Below are 20,455 nucleotides of genomic sequence, written 5' to 3' on the forward strand. Positions count from 1 at the left end.
ATGGCCTCGATTACTATCCAGAATATCGTCAAGAAGTTTGGTGATCTGACTATCATTCCAGGACTGGATCTGGAGATTGCCGATGAAGAATTCGTTGTCTTCGTCGGTCCTTCGGGCTGCGGAAAATCAACGCTGCTGCGAATAATCGCTGGTCTGGAGCCTTCTACCTCCGGCAACCTCTTCATCGGCGAGACGAATGTCAACGCCGTCCCGGCTTCTAAGCGCGATATTGCAATGGTGTTTCAGGACTACGCGCTTTATCCGCATATGACGGTCTATGACAATATGGCCTTTGCGCTCGAATTACGCGGAATGAGCAAGACAGAGATCGATACGCGCGTGCGTCGGGCAGCAAGTCTGTTGCATATTGCCCCTTTTCTCGAACGCAAGCCGAAAGCACTCTCTGGCGGTCAGCGTCAGCGTGTCGCGATGGGACGTGCGATAGTTCGCGACCCCAAGGTTTTCCTCTTCGATGAGCCACTTTCCAATCTGGATGCAAAATTGCGCGGGCAGGTCCGCACCGAGATCAAGGCTCTGTCACAGGAACTGAAGACCACAATGATCTTCGTCACGCACGATCAGGTGGAAGCCATGACCATGGCCGACCGTATCGTCGTGCTGAAAGGTGGCGAGATACAGCAATTCGGTCGTCCGGAAGAGGTTTATGAAACGCCTGCAAACCAGTTTGTTGCCGGTTTTATCGGCTCTCCGGCGATGAATTTTTTCAACATCCGGCGGGGCGACAACGGTTTTGTTCTGACAGGCGCGCCGCAGCTTGCAGCCCCACTATCCGATTCACTTGCAACGGCTCTCGGGGATAGAAGCGAGGCTGTGCTTGGCATTCGTCCCGAACATTTTATGCCGGTAGATAATCAACGCAATTCCTTGCCGGTGACTGTCGATCTGGTGGAACCGCTTGGTTCCGATACGCTTATCCATTTTGATCTTGCCGGCTCCAGAACGATTGCGCGGGTCAATCCCGAACTCAGACCCAAAATTGGCGACCGCCTCGGCCTTATGCCGCAAGTTGACAAAGTCCATCTTTTTGACAGCGTGGATGGAAAGGCCATCCGATGACCTTCGCCACGATCTTGCCGAAAGATGCCAGTCCATCGGTGGTTTGCCTTGGCCTTGCTGCGCTTGATCGCATCTGGCGGGTTGAGGCGCCCTTAGCAGGCGGCAGCGAAAAAATCAGAGCCAGTCAGCATCTGACCGAGCCTGGTGGCATGGCTGCCAATGCCGCCGTGACCGTGGCAAGGCTTGGTGGGATCGTATCCTTCTGGGGACGGGCGGGCAATGATGACGCTGGTCATATCATGGCAAAGGATTTTGCCGCAGAAGGCGTTGATATCAGTCACTTCCGCCTTTTCGACGGTGGTGCCTCATCCGTATCCGGCATTATTGTCGATGCACATGGCGAGCGGCAAATCGCCAATTTTCGCGGGGAATACCCATCCGATCCTTCATGGCTTCCTCTCTCGGGACTTGTTGCAGATTGTGTTCTGGCAGACCCCCGCTGGCCGGAAGGTGTGGAAGCTCTCTTCAGAGCGGCAAGGCAGCGTGGCATTGCGACAGTTCTTGACGGGGATGTTGCTGATGCGGCCGTCTTCGAGCGTCTGCTTCCGCTGACGGATCACGCTATTTTCTCCGAGCCTGGACTGCGTGGTTTTGGCGGTGCCGATGTCGATCATGCGCTGGCGCAGGCAGCCGGGTTCGGATGCCGGATGGTCGCCGTCACCCGTGGCAGCAGCGCAATCGTCTGGCGAGACGAACTTGGCCGACATGAAATGCCAATACCGACCGTTCCCGCAGTCGACACCACCGCAGCCGGTGACGTTTTCCATGGTGCCTATGCTTTTGCGATGGGCATGAAGCTGGGCATTGAAGAAGCCCTGGGCTTTGCCAGCGCGCTGGCGGCACTCAAATGTACGCGGCACGGCGGTCGTGCCGCCATCCCCTCCCTCGAAGAATTGAAATCATCCTGAAAGGTATCGTTATGCTCACACTTGGAAAAACGCGTGGACTTGCCCGTCTCGCCAATAAGAACGGTCACTTCTGCATGGTGGCGCTGGATCAGCGTCCGCCGCTTTTTGAAGCTATTGCTGCGACCCGTGGTGTCGATAAGTCGGAAGTTACGTTCGCGGAAGTGCTGACCGCAAAGCGGCTTCTCGTTGAAAATCTCGCACCGCATTGCAGCTCGATGCTTTTCGACCCTAATTATGCCATTCCCGCAGCCATTGATGTCTTGCCGCCGGAATGCGGCCTGATCGTTACGCTTGAGGATCATCGCACCGAGGAAAGCAAAGGTGGACGTAAATCCAAGGTCATTGCGGATTGGAGCGTCGAAAAAATCCGCCGGCTGGGCGGTGATGCAGTTAAAGTTCTGGCATGGTATCGGCCAGACGCATCAGCCGATGTTCTCGCACATCAAAAGGCGTTCGTGCGCAAGATCGGTGAAGAGTGTCGTCGCCATGACATAGCCTATGTGCTGGAACTCCTCGTATTTCCGTTTCTTGGCTCGGCCGGTCATACGGCGGATTATGTCGAATCTCCGACAAAACTGCCGGAACTGGTTATCGAGAGCGTTCGTGAATTTGCAAAACCCGAATATGGCGTCGATCTTCTGAAGCTTGAAAGCCCGCTTGCCGCGAATAGCCTGCCAGTGCGCGACGGTAGTGAAGCGTCTCTTGCCGCTCAGCGGGAATTCGATGCGATTGGCAAGATTTGCGCCGATGCCGGCATTCCATGGGTCTTGCTGTCGGGCGGTGCGGCGACAGAGAAGTTCGAGCGTGTGCTTGACTATGCTTATGCCGCAGGAGCTGGCGGTTTTCTGGCTGGCCGCACCATCTGGCTCAACGCAATCCGTTCGCATTTCCCGGATACTGCAGCCGTTGCCAAGACTCTGTCTGGTGAAGGGGTCGCTGTGATCGATGCATTGAGCGCCCTGACCGAAGCAAAAGCGTCGCATTGGTCTCCCGCTACGCCCGCTTTCCAGGCCATCCGGAATGAAGGGGATTTTGCCAGCAGCTATGCTGCTGCCTGAGCCACGGCTTGAAGGAGGAACCATATTATGGATGATCAATCGCCATCGCCCATTGCAGCCCTGAAGGACCGGTCACTTCTTGTCGACAGGGCTTATGTGGCTGGCGGCTGGATAAGTTCGGAAAATGGATGCACCATTACGGTTACCGACCCTTATGATGGATCGGTAATCGCTAAAGTCCCCGACCTTGGGGTGGAAGTAGTGCGCCAGGCAATCGATGCGGCGGCGGTAGCACAGGTCGAATGGGCGCATCGCTCCGCCAAGGAGCGTGCTGGCATACTTCGGCGTTGGTTTGAACTCATTGTCGAAAATTCAGATGATCTTGCGCAGATACTGACCGCTGAACAGGGCAAGCCCCTTGGTGAAGCAAAGGGCGAAATCCTCTCCAACGCGGCTTATCTCGAATGGTTTGCAGAAGAGGCAAAGCGCATTGACGGCGATATTATTCCTGCTCCCAACCAACACCAGCGGGTCATGGTGCTCAAACAGCCTATCGGTGTTTGTGCAGCAATCACGCCGTGGAATTTTCCCAACGGAATGATCACACGAAAGGCAGGTCCGGCTCTCGCGGCTGGCTGCTCCCTGATCCTGAAACCGGCAGCACAGACCCCGCTTTCGGCATTTGCGTTGGCTGTTCTGGCCGAACGCGCTGGTGTCCCGGCTGGTGTTTTTTCCGTTATAACGGGCAAGGCACAACCGATTGGCCTGGAGTTCTGCCACAATCCGAAGATTGCAAAGATAACGTTCACAGGCTCCACCAATGTCGGCCGTTGGCTGATGAAGGAAGCTGCCGATGGTATCAAGCGCCTCTCACTTGAACTGGGCGGTAACGCTCCCTTCATTGTCTTCGATGACGCTGACATCGATGCAGCTGTCGAAGGCGCGATGATCTCGAAATTTCGCAATGCCGGACAGACCTGCGTCTGTGCAAACCGCATCTATGTGCAGGAAACGGTCGCGGAAGAATTCACGGCGAAGCTGCTCGAGAAAGTATCGGCTATTACGCTGGGTCGCGGCACCGAACAGGGTGTGAGCCAAGGGCCGCTCATTGATGAGAAGGCGGTAGCCAAGATGGAAGAACATGTCAGCGATGCACTCGCCAAAGGCGGCAAGGTTCTCGCCGGCGGCAGGCGTAGTGCGCTAGGCGGTACTTTCTTCGAGCCGACGGTCATGAGCGGCATCACGCAGGATATGAAGGTCGCAAAGGAAGAAACTTTCGCTCCCCTTGCTCCCGTTATCACGTTCTGCAACGAGGAAGAGGTGATCGCCATGGCAAATGACAGTGAGTTTGGTCTCGCTTCTTATTTCTATGCGCGCGATCTTGGTCGTGTCTGGCGGGTCGCGGAAGCACTGGAAGCGGGTATGGTGGGCGTCAATACCGGTATGCTTGCCAACGAGATGGCGCCTTTCGGCGGCGTCAAACAGTCGGGTCTGGGCCGTGAAGGTTCTGCCTACGGTATCGAAGGCTTTCTTGAACTGAAATATGTCGCTTTGGCTGGGATTTGAGGAACGAAATGGAAGATCCTTTTATCTTTCCACCTGACTTCCGGGTCATGGTAATCGGTGGTGCGGGTGATATAGGTTCGGCAATTGCCAAACTGTTTCTTACCCGTGGCGCAAGGGTTACGGCGACAGGTCATGACCGGTCCGTACTTGACCGTTCGCCTTTAGGCTCTGTTACGGGAGCCGATCTCGCTATTCTGGATGTGACTTCGGATGAGGAAGTTAATGAATTCGCTTCGCGTTTCGATAAGGTCGATGCGCTTGTCAATTGTGCGGGCATTCTCATGCGGGATGTGGAATTCCAGATTGAGATTTTCCAGCGTGTGCTTGATGTCAACCTGACCGGTACGTTCCGCACCTGCACGGCTTTTCGGCCTCATCTTGCAGCGTCTGGCGGTTCAATTGTCAACATTGCCTCCATGAATGCATTTGCTGCCCTGCCGCGCCTGCCTGCTTATTGTGCGAGTAAGGGCGGTGTGGTCATGCTGACCAAGGCTTTGGCTTTGGCATGGGCGGAGGAGGGCATTCGTGTGAATGCAGTGGCGCCCGGATATATCGAGACGGCAATCAACAGTGAAGGCCGCAAGGATACGACACATCGTGACCGGATTTCTGCCCGGACGGCACTGAAACGTTGGGGGCAACCTGATGAAGTCGCGGGTGCTGTCGTTTTTTTGACGATGCCAGCCTCGCGCTACGCCACCGGTACGGTTTATGCCGTCGACGGCGGATTTCTGGCAGGATGAAGATCCATGCATAAGCCAGATTCTTTGAAGAATTGTGTTATTCGGTCCGTCGAGGCCTATGTCTTTCGTGTTCCGCTCGAGAAACCGGTCTCGACATCATTTGGCACGATGCGGGATCGTCCAGCTGTGCTGGTGCGGGTTGAAGATGAGACCGGCCAGGTTGGCTGGGGGGAAATCTGGTGCAACTGGCCAGCTTGCGGAGCAGAGCATCGTGCCAGATTGCTCATCTGCGATATAGCGCCTCGCATTATTGACGGGCCACTGCCCGATCCTGCCAATCTCTGGAGGGAATTAAGCAAAAAAACCGAGATACTTGCCCTCCAGACGGGGGAGGCTGGGCCATATTCTCAGGTCATCGCCGGGTTTGATATGGCCTATTGGGATCTCATTGCGCGTCGGCGTGGTGTCTCACTGGCTAAAGCCTTGTCGCCGGACACACAAGATGAAGTGCGAGCTTATGCGAGCGGTATTCACATTTGCGATGCTGCGGCCATGGTCGCGCAGGCTCGCGATAACGGTTATCGTGATTTCAAGGTGAAAGTCGGCTTTGATTTCAATCGGGATCTGGCTTTGATCCGCTCACTTGCACAAAGCCTTCAACCCGGTGAAAGGCTATATGCGGATGCCAATCAAGGCTTTTCACCCAATGTAGCTCAGGATTTTCTGCTTGCGACGGCTGATCTTGATCTAGGTTGGCTGGAAGAGCCTGTCCGTGCCGATGCCAGTCGTGCCGTATGGCGTAAACTTGCCAAACTGACTGCCACCCCTTTGGCCGGTGGTGAAAATCTCGTCGGCTTATCGTCTTTCCGCTCTGCGATCCGTGTGGGCGTGCTTTCTGTCATTCAGCCCGATGCAGCAAAATGGGGTGGACCGACGGGATGTTATGAAGTCGCGCGTGCTGCACTCTTCGCAGGTCGTCGTTATTGTCCGCATTTTTTGGGTGCAGGTATCGGCCTGACAGCGTCCGCGCATATTCTGGCTGCTGCGGGTGGAAACGGGCTGCTGGAAATCGACGTTAATCCAAATCCCCTGCGCGGTGCTGTCGTGCCGACTTGGCCAGCGGTAAACAATGGTGTTGTCTCACTGCCGAAGGGGCCGGGGTTGGGTGTGGTGCCTGATCTTGAATGGCTGGAGCCGTTTCGTGTGCTAAATCTCCGGTATGGTCGCAAAATATGACTTCAATATCCGCATATGCGGTTTTTGCTCTACTGGCGTTTGTGGCAGCTTATGTTCAAACTTTGACAGGATTTGCTTTCGGTCTGTTGCTGATGGGTTCGGTGGCAGTATCGGGGCTTGTTCCTTTGCCGGAAGCTGCAATTGTGATCAGTCTGCTGACGCTTACCAATGCTGGCATGGTTTTGGCACGTGGATGGCGGGATATTGCTGCAAAGCCTTTTTTGCTGTCGCTTGTCGGCGCTATACCGATGATTGTTCTCGGCTATGCGTTGCTGACACTTTTAGCCTCAACTTCGCTATCGATATTACGCACCCTGCTTGGCACTGTCATCATTGTGTCGAGCTTGCAGTTGATCCGGCGGTCCTCTGCGCTTGAGTATCAATCGCATGGGATTGTATTTATCATCTTCGGCGCATTTGGCGGTATCATGGGCGGCCTTTTCTCGACTGCTGGACCTCCATTGGTATTCCAGTTTTATCGGCAACCGTTACCGCACAGAGTTATCCGAGAAACGCTCGTGGCGATATTTTCGCTCAATTCGCTCTTTCGTCTTGGTCTCGTCGCAGCAAATGGTGATTGGCATAATCACGCGCTTTTATGGACACTCGCCGGATTGCCTGCTGTCTTGGTGTCGACCTATCTAGCCCGACGCTGGCCTCCAGCACTCTCGGCAAGAAACATGCGCCTTGTAGTTTTTTTGTTGCTTTTGTTTTCTGGAGGCGCCCTCGTTTTGCCAAATGTTGTGCTGCTCTAGCTGTCTGGTTGCGGAACATCATTGGGATGAGGTAGGATGGGCTATTGCTGAAAATGCGTGGCGTTTCGAAACCATGATCAATGAGGCCCTGTGATGATGCAAATCCATCCTCAAGCGCGAACGACCCCTGCGGTGCGAGCAGAAATTGCCCGATCAACTGGAGCCGACAGGCGTCATGGCCAGACGCTATGGCATCAGTGATGAGACAGTGCGCAAGTGGCGCAAACGGGGAGAGCATGCTGTCCAGGATCGCTCGAGCCGTCCAAAGCGCTTGCCATGGCGCGTAACGGAGGAGGAACAGGCCATCATCTGCGCAGTGCGACGCGCGGCGGGCTTTCCACTGGATGATCTAACCTTCGTTCTTCACCACTTCCTGTCGCATCTCAACCGCGATAACATCTATCGTGTCCTTAAGGCTGAAGGTCCGAACAGGCGTTGGTCATTCGGAGGTTTTCTGAGGTTCTCAAGCAGAAGGCGCCCGGCGATGCGATCATGGCGCGTCTTGGCGGTGAAGAATTCGCCGTCATGTTACCTTCAATCGCGAGCACCTCTGCGTGCCAATTGGCGGAAGAGTTAAGAACAGCGTTTAAACAAATTGCATTCGACACGGTAGCGGGGGAGGCGCACCCGACTGCGAGTTTTGGCGTCGCGGTTGCGGGGAGGATGAAGGCCCCACCTCTTTGATAGAGCGTGCCGATCATGCCCTCTATAAGGCGAAGAGCAGCGGTCGAGATTGCGTTCATATTGCCGAGTAAGCCACACTAGCCCTTGTTTCAGGGTCAGACCGACTGTCCGCCATCAATGTTGGACGCCCTGAGATCGGACAGTTCGCAATCGGCGTCGATGTCGAATTTGATCCTACTATGGCACCAGTCACCCGACGTCTCTCCTCAGTCATGCATCTCGCATTCAATTGACTTGTGCGAGCGTCCCAATGACCGTAATTTCATCCGCAACCACGTAACCCGGACCGACCGTTTACGGGCCTCTTTCCGGTCGTCCGAGTTGGACGATCATGTTCTTGACTGGCAATCATCGCATCGCGAGAGTTCCTGGTTGGCTGACAGTCCCGTTCCATTCTGTACGACGATGGCTGTTTTGAAATGCCCGGCCTTTCACCGCACAATAGATCAGAGCCCAAATAATCTTCGATCGATCATCCTGCAAATCATTTGATAGACGGTACTACTCTTGCGCCTCTCCGGATGATAACAACTGTCAAGGATCATCAGTTGTGAAAATGGTATGGCTCTGAAATCGGCTACCCTTAAGGATGTGGCAGCACTGGCGAATGTATCGCGCGCCACGGCTGCCCGCGCACTCAACAGTTACGGCTATGTTGGTGATGAAACGGCGCAGAAGGTTCAGGCTGCTGCGGAGAAACTGGGATATAGAGGCAATCGACTGGCTCAGGCTCTGCGCAGCGGGCAGTTGCCAATTATCGGCTGCGTTCTTGGCGACATCCAGAATCCGTTCTTTGCAAAAATTGCCCATGATGTTGAAGTGCTGGCGCGAGAAGAAGGGCACAATCTCATCATTGCGAGCAGTGAAGAACAACTGGATCAGGAAAAATCACTGCTGGCCAGCCTGCAATCGTTGAGCATTCGCGGTTTCATAGTGGCGCCGACATCAGCCGAAGACAGTTCGCATCTGCAACGTCTGATCGACGAAAACGTACCTCTGGTCCTGATCGATCGCGCAGCGCAGGGTGTCGAGTGCGACAGTGTCGTGGTCGACAATGAAGGTGGCGCGCGCAAGGCCATTGAATATCTGATCGAAATGGGGCATCGCGATATTGCGCTTTTGCAGGATGATGCACGCATCTTCACATCGCGCGAGCGTTTCACTGGCTATAAGACTGCATTACTTGCCCATGGCCTCGAACCCAGCGAAAAATTGATCTGCGTCGCACAGTCGACGGTTGAGCATGCCGTGGATGCAACGATACGTCTGTTCAGTCAGAAAAAGCCTCCAACGGCACTTTTTACCGTCGACAGCTTGATGACGCAGGGAGCGCTTTTAGCTTTCCGATCGATGGGAATATCGATTCCTCATGATGTCTCTCTGATCGGTTTTGATGATTTCAATCTGGCGACTTTTACCGATCCACAGATCACGGTCATTTCCCAGCCTGTGTCGGAAATAGGTCGTGCTGCCGGCCGGCTTCTGCTCGAAAGAATAGCCGGAAATAAGAGACCGTCAGAGAAAATAAGCTTTGAAACCAAGCTGATAGTCCGGGGTTCGGTCAGCCGTCGATGAGCCAACGAAGCTTGATTTTCTGCCTGTAAAAAAAATTCTGAAACCTACTTGCCACAGGAAAAATCTTGTGTGCTAAATATGTGTGAGATCGATCTCACATTGTCTCAACGAGTTACAGGCGCAAAACCGGTTCGGGCTTTTCTCGAGGTTTCAACTGCGCAAACGGGAAGGTAGTAATGCTCAACTTCGATAAAGATCGCTTTGTAAAAATACAGGGCGGCGCGGTCGCAATTGCAGAGGATGTACGCGCTCTGATGCGCAGGCTGCTCGACGATGGCCTGGAACGCATTTTCTTCATGGGGACGGGCGGCGTACAGTTTTTGACCCAGCCCGCAATCGAGATTGCCCGCAACGCAACCGTTTTCCCGGTGTCAGCGGCATTCTCCGCTCAGGTTGTTTTAGAAGCGCCCGCCGGGCTGGACGAAAAGGCACTCGTGATCCTTCCATCCCTGTCGGGGACGACCAAGGAAAGCGTGCAGCTTCTGGCATTCTTGAAAAAGAAGGGTGTTAAAACGCTATCGCTTACCGGTCACAAGGACACGCCTCTGGGCCTTGATGCCGATTACAACTTCACCAATTTTGCAGAGGACGACACTTCTTCAGAATCGTTTTACCTGCAGACGCTGTTGATCGTGCTGGCACTGCTGGCAGAGCGCGGCGAATTTTCAGACTTTGATCAAACCATCGCTGAATTGAAGCGCCTTCCGGAGCTACTGGTTTCGGTGAAGGAGAACTTTGAAGAAAGCGCAGCTGCACTCGCGCAGGAAATCAAAGACGAGAAGTATCACATCTTTACCGGCGCTGGCACTGCGTGGCCAGAGGCTCACTATTACGGCATGTGCATTCTGGAAGAGATGCAATGGATCCGCACGCGTCCGGTTCATGCGTCCGACTTCTTCCACGGTACGCTCGAACTGGTTGAGCCAGGCGTCAGCCTGTTCATCTTCAAGGGCGAGGATGCATGCCGACCATTGACGGAGCGGGTCGAAAGTTTCGCGAAGCGCTACACCGATAAGGTTCGTATTCTGGACGCCGCTTCAGCAAGTCTGCCGGGCATCTCTCAGAAGACGCGCAGCCTGATCTCTCCAATCATTCTGGCAACGATGCTGGAACGTTTGAGTGCCCATCTGGAAGTGTTGCGCGACCACCCGCTGACCACACGGCGCTATTACAAACGTGTCGAGTACTAACAGACCGCCCCGGTCCGGCTTGGCCGGACCGGGGCCCTGCATTCTGACGAAATAAAGAAACAATAGCTAAAAGAGAGGAACTTCGAGATGAAATGCAAAACGCCTTTGAGCACAACGAGCCTCGCCTCACTTCTGGTGTTTGGAGTGTTGGCTGGCACTATGGATGCAGCACGCGCCGGTGACGCCGTCGTTGCGGAACCTGATGCTCCCGTCGAATATTCCGGCACATTGAGCATTCTGACGAAGTTCGGCCTTCAGCAGCTTTCGCCCTATTTTGTCAATGCGGGCAAGGAATATGAGAAGCTTCACCCGGGCGTCAAAGTCGAGCTTATTCAGGAAAGCGACGATAGCGTAAAGGGGAAAACCAAGGCGCTGGTTGCGTCTAACTCGCTGCCCGATATCTACTTCACCTGGACCGGGAGCTGGGGCGAAAACTTTGTAAGGGGCAATCGTGCTGTTGACCTGAGCAAGATTATTGGTCCCGATACACCATGGGGCAAACAGCTCGCCCCTGCCGCGGTCAGCGCATTTGAGTATAACGGCAAATTATTCGGCATTCCGCTTTATCTGGACGCAAAGTTCATGGGCTATAACAAGGCCCTCTTTGCCAAGGCCGGTGTGGCGGAACCCAAAAGTTTCGATGAGCTGATCAGTGCATGTGCAGCTCTGCGCAAGTCCGGTGTGACGCCGATTTCGTTCGGGAACAAGGAAGGCTGGCCGGCCGTGCATTTTGCCGGACAGTTGCTTGCCTATAATGTACCACAAGCGACGCTTGAAAAGGATTTCAATCCGAAGACGGCCGAATATTCTGATGCAGGCTATGTTGAGAGCCTGACACAATTGAAGAAGCTCATCGACGATTGTTCGGACGGCGCAGGTACAAACGGCTCATCCTATGCTTCGGCATTGCAGCAGTTCAGCAACGCCAAATCCGCAATGTATTATCAAGAAATTATCGAGTTTGATCAAAGCACGGCAGATGGTGCACTGAAGAAGGAAGACTTTGGCTTTTTCAAACTGCCAGCAGCGAAAGACGCAAAGGGTGATGTCAAATCAACCGAAGGTGCGCCTGAAGGCTATATGATCAATTCCGCGTCGAAGAACATTCCGCTGGCTGTGGATTTCATGAAGTTTATCACCTCGCCCGACAACGGGAAGGTTTTGTCGGCCCCACCTTATGGGCAGCCAAGCGCCACTGTTGGCGGATATTCGGCTGAAAGCATGAACCCGTCTGTCGTTGAAGGTCTCAAGGTTATCGCGGATTCGTCCTATCTGATGCCGTGGCTTGATACGGCCAATCCACCGCGCGTTGCATCTGTCTGGCTTTCGGGCCTGCAAGCCCTGATTGGTGGATCCATGACACCGGAACAGGTCATGGAAAAGGTAAAAAAGGCTGCAGCCTCTTCCCGATAAGGATGTTATTGGCCGATGACTGTCATGAAGCGTGAATATAGAGGGGAGGCTGTCAAAAACGGCTTCCCCCTGCCGGACGGGTCGCAATTCGACAAGTCCGGTTTGCTGGCGAAGCTGCTGTCGTTCCGCTGGGTTCTGATCGCGTTCGTTTTAATCCTATGGTTTGTCTACTATCCCATCATCGACAACTTTATCGTCAGCACGACAAATCAGGATATTTTTACTGGCGAAACTGCCTTTGTCGGTCTGGATAATTATCGACGTCTGCAAGACGATCCGGTGATCTGGACGGCAATCTTGAACAACACGCTTTATGCTGTCATTTCGGTCGTGTTCCAGGTGTTCGGTGCATTCGTGCTCGCGGCGATCATTGAAGGTCTGCAACATGAAACATGGCGCAAGTTCTGGCGCGCTGTCTATTTCATACCATCAGCAATTTCGATCACAGTGACGGGGCTGTTGTTTTACTTTATCTATCAGCCCGATATAGGCCTGTTGGATTCCGCTTTTACCCATATGGGACTTGCCGCTTGGTCTCGGGCATGGCTGGGAGAAGAACAGACCGCGATCTATTCGATCATTGCCATGAGCCAGTGGCAGGGCTTTGGCTATTCAACTCTTCTATTCGCCATAGCAATCCAGAAGATCCCGCGCGAACTTTATGATGCGGCGACTATGGACGGCGCGGGTATGTGGCGTCGGCTGTGGAACATAACCTTTCCACTGACACGCGAAATGACCGGTCTCATGGTTATCGTTACGATTACCGGAGCGTTTCAGGTCTTCAACGAAGTCATGGTTATGACAGGCGGTGGCCCCAACAACAGCAGTCAGGTGTTGGGAACATGGCTCTATCAACAGGGCTTTATTGAAAATGACTTCGGTTATGGCGCTGCTATCGCTTCGGTGATTTTTATTATCACGCTGCTGACCGGCTTTGGGCAGCTCTGGTATACCAGAAAGCGGAGGGTGGAACTATGAGCAATGCCTCCTATCAATCGCGCGAGATGCAACCCACAGATTTTGTGCAGGCGCTTGTGCGTGTCTGTCTGGTTACTTTCCTCATTAGTCTTGGTATCGTTGTAATCTATCCGCTGGTGTGGATGGCCCTGAATGGTTTCAAGACTAACTCCGAGATATTTGGTGAGCCCTTTGCGCTGCCAACAGGCTTCACGCTCGACAACTATATATCGGCGTGGAACCAGGGCATCAGGAACTATATTGCAACGAGCATCATCGTCACGCTGGTTTCGGCTGTCTGTACGGTTCTGGTAAGCGCCTGGACTGCTTATGGCCTGACGCGATCCAAACTGCCGGGCAAGCCGTTCTTTGTCGGTCTGGTGCTTGGCGGATTGATGTTGAGCCCAACGGTTGCGGTCATTCCGCTGGTGCGGATCATGCAAAAGCTTGGTCTCTACAACACCTATTGGGCGCTTATTATTCTCTATACCGCGTTTCGCATCCCGTTCACCACGTTTCTTATTCGCGCCTATATGCTTGGTCTTCCGCGCGATCTGGACGAAGCCGCCGTCATGGACGGAGCAAGTGAAGGTCAGATTTTTTGGCGTGTGACCTTACCTCTTTGCAAGCCGATACTCGTCTCGTGCGTAATCTTGCACGTTCTGTTTGCCTGGAATGAATATCTCTTCGCCATGATCTTCACCAGTGGTGCGGATGTGCAGACCCTGCCCGTCGGCCTTACATCGATCATGGCAAAACACGGAACCAATTATGCCGTTGTCTTTGCTGCAATGACACTTTCGGCACTTCCGATCCTGATCGTCTTCTTCGCCGCACAGCGTTTCTTCATTCGCGGGCTGGCGGAAGGCATCGGCAAATAGCGTGGTGGAAAATGTTAAAACGTGAACAGTTGATCGGTGCCAACTTTTCGTTCCAGCACTATCCCTTTCAATGGGTTGTCGAACAGCTTCGGCTGATGGGCTTTCAACGTATGGAACTATGGGGAATAGCCCCCCATCTTGATCTGTTTCATTCTGACCGGGCACGGCTTTCAGGTGTTCGGTCAATTCTGAATGATAACGGGATCAGCGTGCATTGCTTCACCCCGGAACAGGTTCTTTATCCGGTCAACATAGCCTCAGGCGACGTAGCTTATCGTGAAAAGAGTGTTGAAAGCTTTCTGCGAGCAGCCGATTTCAGTGCCGAACTGGGTGCGAGCTACCTCTTCTTGACACCCGGACGGGGTTTTGAGTGCGAGAGCCGCGAACGCGCGTGGAACCATTCGCTTCAGTCGTTGGAGAGAATTACGACACATGCGGCCAATCTGGGGCTTCGATGTTTGCTTGAGCCCCTACAGCGCACTGAAAGCAACATCGTCAATAATGCCGCCGATCTTGAACGTCTCTGGCAGGATCTGAATGCGGAAAATGTCGATCTGGTACTTGATCTGGTTGCCATGGCAGCGGCTGAAGATAAGGTCAGTGATTACTTTTCGAGATTTGGCAAACGTCTTGCCCATGTTCATGTCGTCGATGGAACACAAGCGGGACATTTGGCGTGGGGGGACGGAAACTTGCCACTTGACGGCTACCTTGCTGAAATCGCTCATCATTCATTCCGGGGCACATTGACCTTCGAGCCATTTGGCAATGGCTCATATGCACTGGATCCGGTTGCAGTCTGGCGGCGCTGCCTTGATGCGATTTCCCCTCATTTTGATACTGCGGAATGATGATGAAGAACGCAAATCTCAATTTTGTTGCTGTGGGTGACAACTGCCTTGATGCTTATCTGAACAAGGGGGTCGTTACTGTTGGTGGAAATGCCCTTAATGTTGCTGTGCAGTGGAAACGGCTTGGGGTCGGTGCCCGGTATATGGGCGCACTGGCACCCGACAGGGAAGCAGAGATCATGCTTGGTGTGATCGAAGATGTTGGACTTGCGCCAAGCGATATTGAAACTATTCAGGGAAATTCAGCTGTAACGCTTTTGACCGATAATGACGGTGAACGGCATTTTCTGTTTGAATCTCTGGGTGTTGGTGAAAACTACATTCCAGATCAGCAGCGATATCAGGCATTGCTCTCATCCGATTGGACCCATCTTGGGACCAATTCCAGTGAAAAACTGGTGCGTCAGCTTGTAGAGGACGGTGTCAGATTCAGTGTGGATGTCTCTACCCGGCATTTTGACCTGACGCTTGAGGGCGTCCCGTTGGTTTTTGCATCAGGACCAGACGACCCGGACGAACCGGTTCAACCATTGATTACACAATTCAAACGGGCTGGAGCTCAACAGGTCGTTATTACCTGCGGCAAACGCGGTTCTTTCTATGACAATGGACGCCAATTGTATTCCGCAGGTTCCGTACCCGTGAACGTGGTCGACACTTGTGGAGCTGGTGATAGCTTTATCGCCTCATTTCTGGTGGCGTTTTTCTTCGAAGGTTGCTCTGAAGAAGAGGCGCTGCAAAAGGCTGCTGTCAGTGCGTCTGAAACCTGCACGCACCCGGGGGGCTTTCCCCAGCCCTTGCAGTCAATCCCACAATGGCTGCTCGACAAATACCACGAAGTGATTGCAACAGCGCAGAAGGTCTGACTATGAGCTCTATCACAATGAGACCACCCGTTGTCGCGGCGAAGCAGGATCGTTCCTTCTGGCTGCAAAGTATTGGCGCAGATCCGGTCACCGCACCTTTGACGGGTCAGCAGCAATGCGATATTGCAATCGTTGGCGGGGGATATGCCGGGCTTTGGACGGCACTGCGGATACGAGAACAAGAACCAAATTCGCGTATCACAATCCTGGAAGCAGATTTTTGCGGTTCGGGCGCATCCGGGCGTAATGGCGGACAAGTCCACAGCTGGTATGCTGAAATCGATATGTTGCGCGACCTTGTGGGCGACGAAGATGCGCGCATGCTTTGTCAGGCAACCTGCGATGCAATTGATGAGCTGAAAGCGCTGCAAGATTGTGGAACCATTGACATGGATCTGCGTCTTGATGGCTGGCTGTGGACCGCAAGTTCTGTCGCACAGGAAGGTGCGTGGGCGAAAGCACTGGATATCTGTCAGAAATCCGGGTTCAACCCGTTCCAGACACTGAATGCGCACGACATTGAACGGCGCACTGGCTCTAGCGCATCATATGCCGGTATTGTCGAGGAGCGGGCAGGGACTGTCCAGCCTGCCAAGCTTGCTCTTGGCCTTCGCAAACTTGCGCTTTCCAAGGGGATTGTCATTCATGAAAAAAGCCCTGTTTTGGAGATCGTTCCGGGTGAGCGGCCCGAACTTAAAACACAAGACGGGACATTGACTGCCAACAAAGTTGCTTTAACGGTCAATGCTTGGGCTTCCGCGATCCCTGAGCTTCATCCCTATCTTTATGTGGTGAGCAGTCAACTCGTTGCGACAGCGCCTGCTGGAGATATACTCAAGCGTATCGGTTGGACTGATGGTGCTTCGATCTGTGATGCGCAGCATCACGTGCTCTATTATCAGCGCACGCCGTCGGATCAGGTCGTATTTGGACGGGGAACGGGTGGAATTGCCTATAATGATCGGATTGACGAACGTTTTAATCGCAGCGGCGACGGCGGTGCAGACAATATACGTGAACTGCACCGCGTATATCCTCAGCTAAAGGACGTGCCGATCCTTCATGACTGGAGCGGTCCGATCGACTGTACGGCGCAGCATCTACCGGTATTCGATCATTTAAGGCATTACCCGAATATTTTCTATGCTCTGGGTTTCAATGGGACCGGCATTGCCCAGGCGCCTGTCGCAGGTCGGATCCTTGCAAGCCTGATCCTGGGACGCGTGGATAAATGGAGCAGTTGTGGTTTGGTGGGGATCAAAAACCGCACCAAGCTTCCGCCCGAACCTGTGCGTTATCTGGGTGCGAAAATCGTCCGCGCGGCTATTCGAAGAAAGAACGATACCGAAATCCTCAACCGTGTCCCGGGCCCCATAACGAGGTTTCTGGCAAGTCTGGCTCCGTGAGCAACACAACCCAAGCGAAACAAGAATAAAAGGAATGGGAACGATGGCCGACCTGTCGCTGAAGAATATACGTAAATCCTACGCCAACCTGGAAGTACTCCATGGCATTGACCTTGATATTACATCGGGGGAGTTTGTCGTTTTCGTCGGGCCGTCCGGTTGTGGAAAGTCAACCCTGTTGCGCTCAATTGCAGGCCTTGAGACGATAACGTCGGGTGATCTTGTCATCGCCGGGGAGCGTATGAACAATGTCGCTCCGTCGAAACGGGGTATTTCGATGGTCTTCCAGTCATATGCACTTTATCCTCATATGACAGTCTATGAGAATATGGCTTTCGGTCTGCGTATTGCCGGCGTGACGAAGGCAGAGATAGACAAACGGGTCAAGAAAGCCGGCGAAATTCTTCAGCTTAGTGGATATCTGCAACGCTTGCCAAAGGCCCTTTCGGGAGGACAAAGACAACGTGTTGCGATTGGACGCGCAATTGTCAGAAACCCGCGTGTTTTCCTGTTTGACGAACCCTTGTCCAATCTTGATGCAGCCCTGCGGGTGGCTACACGCATCGAGCTTGCAAAACTCAAGCAAAGCATGCCCGATGTCACGATGATTTATGTGACCCACGATCAGGTGGAAGCGATGACACTGGCGGATCGGATCGTTGTGTTCAAGGATGGCAATATAGAGCAGATTGGAACACCAGTAGAGCTTTACAAAAAGCCAGCCAAGCTTTTCGTTGCGCAGTTTATCGGTTCTCCAGCCATGAACATACTCGCGGGCACTATATCGGAGACCTCGGGACGTAGTTATACCTGTCATCTTGATTGTGGGACGAAACTTGCCCTTGAAGCCAGTGATGGAACTTTCGCACTCAATGATAGAGTTAGCGTTGGAATTCGACCCGAGAATACCAGGATTGCCCGCGAGGAAACTGGCAGCCCCCTCTTTTCGGGAACCGTGGATCTTGTAGAGCATCTGGGCGAGGCGCAAATCCTTTACATCGACATGGTCGGTTCCGACACCAAATATCTGATCAAAACCCCTGAGGAAGCGGATTTTAGGCTCTCAGATACATTACGATTTACAGCTTCGACGAAGGACATGCATATCTTCTCCGCCAATGGAACAGCCGTTCCGGTTCAAGTAATCTAGAGTTTTGAGTATCATCTTTGGGCAGTGATTTGGGGCAGCGGTATATAGTGCGGTTTTGAAAAGGTAATGCAGTGATCTCTGGCAAACGCAATTGATTGTCGTACGGTGTTGGTCGGAAAAGATCGTAGCGGCGAGCTCCGCATTATGGAGGCCATTCACCGTATAGCGAGCAGCCATGGCAATGTCGGGAACGGTAGTAGTCCCGGCCCAACTTCAACGAAGATTGAGCCGGGGTGCTGTTAGTAGTCGGTGATCTTTTTCATGTAGCGGCGACCGTCCAGCATGACCTGTTCACGTTTCGCCGCCAACTTATAGGCAAATTTCCAAAGAGCATCGAAGAAAATCAACGGCACGAAATATCCCTTGAAAGTGTCATCTATGTCAGCGAGATCGAGTTTCGCTGCATCCAGCACCAACATATTGTCCGGCTCGCCGAAACGGTACAGGAAATCCCGGCCACGCTCGGCCAGCGCACGCGTTTCATCGAGCCCAATCATGACGACGAAGCAGGCATTTTTATCGACGACTTCGAATGGGCCATGGAAGAACTCATTGGCGTGGATAGCTTGCGAGTTGATCCACAGCATTTCCATGAGCACGCAGATGGAGAATGAATAGGCTGCGCCATAAACCGGACCGCTAGCCATGGTGTACACGACTTTTTCGCGGCCATAGCGCTCTGCATATCTGGTAAAGGTTTCATCAAAATGCTGCTGACCGCGTTCAATGGCCGGTTGCAGTGCCGGCAGGCTTTCCAGCAGTTTGGGCAGCAGGTTGGTCTTGTCGCGTAAATCGACAATGCCCGCCAGCAACATGTAAAGCACGCTGTAATTGCTGTCGGCACCATCGATCGGAATGCCGGTGGTGTAGGACGCCTGGTATTGCAGCACGTGGTCGGCGGCGGCGGCGAGCGGCGATTGCGGATCCAGCGTCAGGGAGATCACGCAGGCGCCCCGGCGACGGGCATGTTCTGCCGCCCGCACCGTTTCCTTGGTGGTGCCCGTCTGGGAGCACAGAATGACAATGGCATCGCTGTTGAGGCGACGCGGGTCGCGTGTGACGAACTCGTCGCCATTATAGACATCAGAGGTCAGCAGTCCCGAATGGCGATCCAGAAAATACTTGCCCGGATGCATGATTGACAGCGATCCGCCGCAGGCAACCAGAAACACATGCGAAAAATCCCGCTGCGCAAGCGCATTCAAGGTTTCAGCAATATCGGTAGGAAGTTGTTTGGGCATTCTATTCCTCTTTTCAGCGTCTTGAAGAGCCCGGCTGTGCCGATCGGCAGCCGTTCCGGTCCAGTGCAACATTTCCCGGTACCAACCCCGGGATACGTTGACAGTTCTACTTTAGTGTGCGAACGTTCTCACATCTTGTCAATTGGGAAAATAAGAATGATCAAAATCGCGGCGATGGGCGATAATGTCGTCGATTGTTACATTTCGCGTCGGGAAATGTTTCCGGGCGGTAACTGTGTCAATGTCGCTATCCATATGAGCCGTTTTGGGGCCGAGGCGGCCTATATCGGCGTGGTTGCCGCAGATGCGGCCGGAAGGGTCATTCAGGCCGCACTGCGCGACGAGGACGTCGATACTTCGCATCTGCGCATGGAGGCCACAGGCAAGACGGCCTATTGCATCATTGGTCATCGCGGTAACAATGATCGCTATTTCATCCGCTTTGATCTCGGAGTGTCGATGTTTGAGCCGAGCGCCGCCGATATTCAGTTTGCGCGCCGGTTCGATGCCGTCCATATCGGTCAGTCGAGCGGCCTTGACGGCTGGCTGGATGCCATTGCGCCGCAACGTCTGTCCTATGATTTCTCCACCCGTCGCGACGTGGAACACTATCGACGCATCGGCCCGAAATGCTTTCTAGCCGCTGTTTCGGGCGGTGAGCTTTCGCCGGACGAGGTTACGGCGACCATTGCCTGCCTGCGCGAGAGCGGCGCGGATTGGGTGCTGATCACCCGCGGCACCAAGGGCGCAGTTCTTGCCGGTGCGCAAGGGGTTTTCCATGCCGAAGCAACACCGATTGTGGCGGTTGACACGTTAGGCGCTGGTGACAGTTTCATCGCCCGCACCCTTTATGGCCTGGTGAAAGGCGAGGCGCCCGCAACATTGCTACAGGCGGCGTCACGCGTTGCTGCGGCGACATGTGGCCAATATGGTGGTACAGGTCATGCCGCGCCGATTGATCTCGGCGAGCCTATAGCCGAGTTGCAGGATTGAGCTCGCTGCGCGTGTCTTTTTG

Annotated in this window: 19 protein-coding genes and 1 pseudogene; 19 read left to right on the top strand and 1 reads right to left on the bottom strand. The window is 53.7% G+C overall.

What is annotated here, in order from left to right; translation table 11 throughout:
* From CES86_RS02910 to CES86_RS02995, 18 genes and pseudogenes are all read left to right on the top strand, one after another.
* Positions 1-1,077 carry an ABC transporter ATP-binding protein gene (locus tag CES86_RS02910; protein WP_094513697.1) on the top strand — a complete coding sequence of 359 codons (1,077 nt, stop codon included), beginning with the start codon at positions 1-3 and terminating at the stop codon, positions 1,075-1,077.
* On the top strand, positions 1,074-1,985 hold the full coding sequence (locus tag CES86_RS02915) for a sugar kinase (protein WP_094513618.1): 912 nt from the start codon (positions 1,074-1,076) through the stop codon (positions 1,983-1,985). The genes CES86_RS02910 and CES86_RS02915 overlap by 4 nt, the downstream gene beginning before the upstream one ends.
* Positions 1,986-1,996: 11 nt before the next feature.
* Positions 1,997-3,043, top strand: coding sequence for a tagatose 1,6-diphosphate aldolase (locus CES86_RS02920; protein ID WP_094513620.1), 1,047 nt, complete (start codon positions 1,997-1,999; stop codon positions 3,041-3,043).
* 27 nt (positions 3,044-3,070) lie between these two features.
* Complete coding sequence (locus CES86_RS02925) at positions 3,071-4,549, top strand: NAD-dependent succinate-semialdehyde dehydrogenase (RefSeq protein WP_094513621.1); 1,479 nt, start codon at positions 3,071-3,073, stop codon at positions 4,547-4,549.
* 8 nt (positions 4,550-4,557) lie between these two features.
* Positions 4,558-5,292, top strand: a complete 735-nt coding sequence (locus tag CES86_RS02930) for an SDR family NAD(P)-dependent oxidoreductase (RefSeq protein WP_094513623.1) — start codon at positions 4,558-4,560, stop codon at positions 5,290-5,292.
* A gap of 6 nt (positions 5,293-5,298) precedes the next feature.
* Complete coding sequence (locus tag CES86_RS02935; protein ID WP_094513625.1) at positions 5,299-6,468, top strand: mandelate racemase/muconate lactonizing enzyme family protein; 1,170 nt, start codon at positions 5,299-5,301, stop codon at positions 6,466-6,468.
* Positions 6,465-7,223, top strand: a complete 759-nt coding sequence (locus CES86_RS02940; RefSeq protein ID WP_094513627.1) for a sulfite exporter TauE/SafE family protein — start codon at positions 6,465-6,467, stop codon at positions 7,221-7,223. The genes CES86_RS02935 and CES86_RS02940 overlap by 4 nt, the downstream gene beginning before the upstream one ends.
* A gap of 93 nt (positions 7,224-7,316) precedes the next feature.
* Positions 7,317-7,659 (top strand): annotated as a pseudogene (locus CES86_RS02945) (IS481 family transposase); the annotation flags it as partial.
* A 56-nt stretch (positions 7,660-7,715) separates the two neighbouring features.
* On the top strand, positions 7,716-7,907 hold the full coding sequence (locus tag CES86_RS27835; protein ID WP_235819878.1) for a GGDEF domain-containing protein: 192 nt from the start codon (positions 7,716-7,718) through the stop codon (positions 7,905-7,907).
* Positions 7,908-8,468: 561 nt separating this feature from the next.
* Entirely contained in the window at positions 8,469-9,482 is a 1,014-nt protein-coding gene (locus CES86_RS02955; protein ID WP_094513629.1) for a LacI family DNA-binding transcriptional regulator, read from the top strand.
* A 176-nt stretch (positions 9,483-9,658) separates the two neighbouring features.
* Positions 9,659-10,672: an SIS domain-containing protein gene (locus CES86_RS02960; protein ID WP_094513631.1), complete on the top strand. Its 1,014-nt coding sequence runs from the start codon at positions 9,659-9,661 to the stop codon at positions 10,670-10,672.
* A gap of 87 nt (positions 10,673-10,759) precedes the next feature.
* Positions 10,760-12,085, top strand: a complete 1,326-nt coding sequence (locus CES86_RS02965) for an ABC transporter substrate-binding protein (RefSeq protein WP_094513632.1) — start codon at positions 10,760-10,762, stop codon at positions 12,083-12,085.
* A gap of 15 nt (positions 12,086-12,100) precedes the next feature.
* Complete coding sequence (locus CES86_RS02970) at positions 12,101-13,066, top strand: carbohydrate ABC transporter permease (protein WP_094513634.1); 966 nt, start codon at positions 12,101-12,103, stop codon at positions 13,064-13,066.
* A complete protein-coding gene (locus CES86_RS02975; RefSeq protein ID WP_094513635.1) occupies positions 13,063-13,926 on the top strand; it encodes a carbohydrate ABC transporter permease in 864 nt (287 codons plus the stop codon). The genes CES86_RS02970 and CES86_RS02975 overlap by 4 nt, the downstream gene beginning before the upstream one ends.
* A gap of 11 nt (positions 13,927-13,937) precedes the next feature.
* Entirely contained in the window at positions 13,938-14,777 is an 840-nt protein-coding gene (locus CES86_RS02980; protein WP_094513637.1) for a sugar phosphate isomerase/epimerase family protein, read from the top strand.
* Positions 14,774-15,643 carry a PfkB family carbohydrate kinase gene (locus CES86_RS02985; RefSeq protein ID WP_094513638.1) on the top strand — a complete coding sequence of 290 codons (870 nt, stop codon included), beginning with the start codon at positions 14,774-14,776 and terminating at the stop codon, positions 15,641-15,643. Before CES86_RS02980 ends, CES86_RS02985 begins: the two co-directional genes overlap by 4 nt.
* 2 nt (positions 15,644-15,645) lie before the next feature.
* Positions 15,646-17,049, top strand: a complete 1,404-nt coding sequence (locus tag CES86_RS02990; RefSeq protein ID WP_094513640.1) for an NAD(P)/FAD-dependent oxidoreductase — start codon at positions 15,646-15,648, stop codon at positions 17,047-17,049.
* Between the two features lie 43 nt (positions 17,050-17,092).
* Positions 17,093-18,199: an ABC transporter ATP-binding protein gene (locus tag CES86_RS02995; RefSeq protein WP_094513642.1), complete on the top strand. Its 1,107-nt coding sequence runs from the start codon at positions 17,093-17,095 to the stop codon at positions 18,197-18,199.
* A gap of 239 nt (positions 18,200-18,438) precedes the next feature.
* Here the strand turns inward: CES86_RS02995 and CES86_RS03000 are convergent, their stop codons facing one another.
* Entirely contained in the window at positions 18,439-19,440 is a 1,002-nt protein-coding gene (locus tag CES86_RS03000) for an SIS domain-containing protein (RefSeq protein WP_094513643.1), read from the bottom strand.
* Here CES86_RS03000 and CES86_RS03005 point away from each other — a divergent pair.
* Positions 19,372-20,433, top strand: coding sequence for a PfkB family carbohydrate kinase (locus CES86_RS03005; RefSeq protein WP_268876085.1), 1,062 nt, complete (start codon positions 19,372-19,374; stop codon positions 20,431-20,433). The two genes, CES86_RS03000 and CES86_RS03005, sit on opposite strands and share 69 nt — an antisense overlap.
* Positions 20,434-20,455: the final 22 nt, after the last annotated feature.

This window comes from Brucella lupini, assembly GCF_002252535.1.
In the GTDB taxonomy this organism is placed as follows: domain Bacteria; phylum Pseudomonadota; class Alphaproteobacteria; order Rhizobiales; family Rhizobiaceae; genus Brucella; species Brucella anthropi.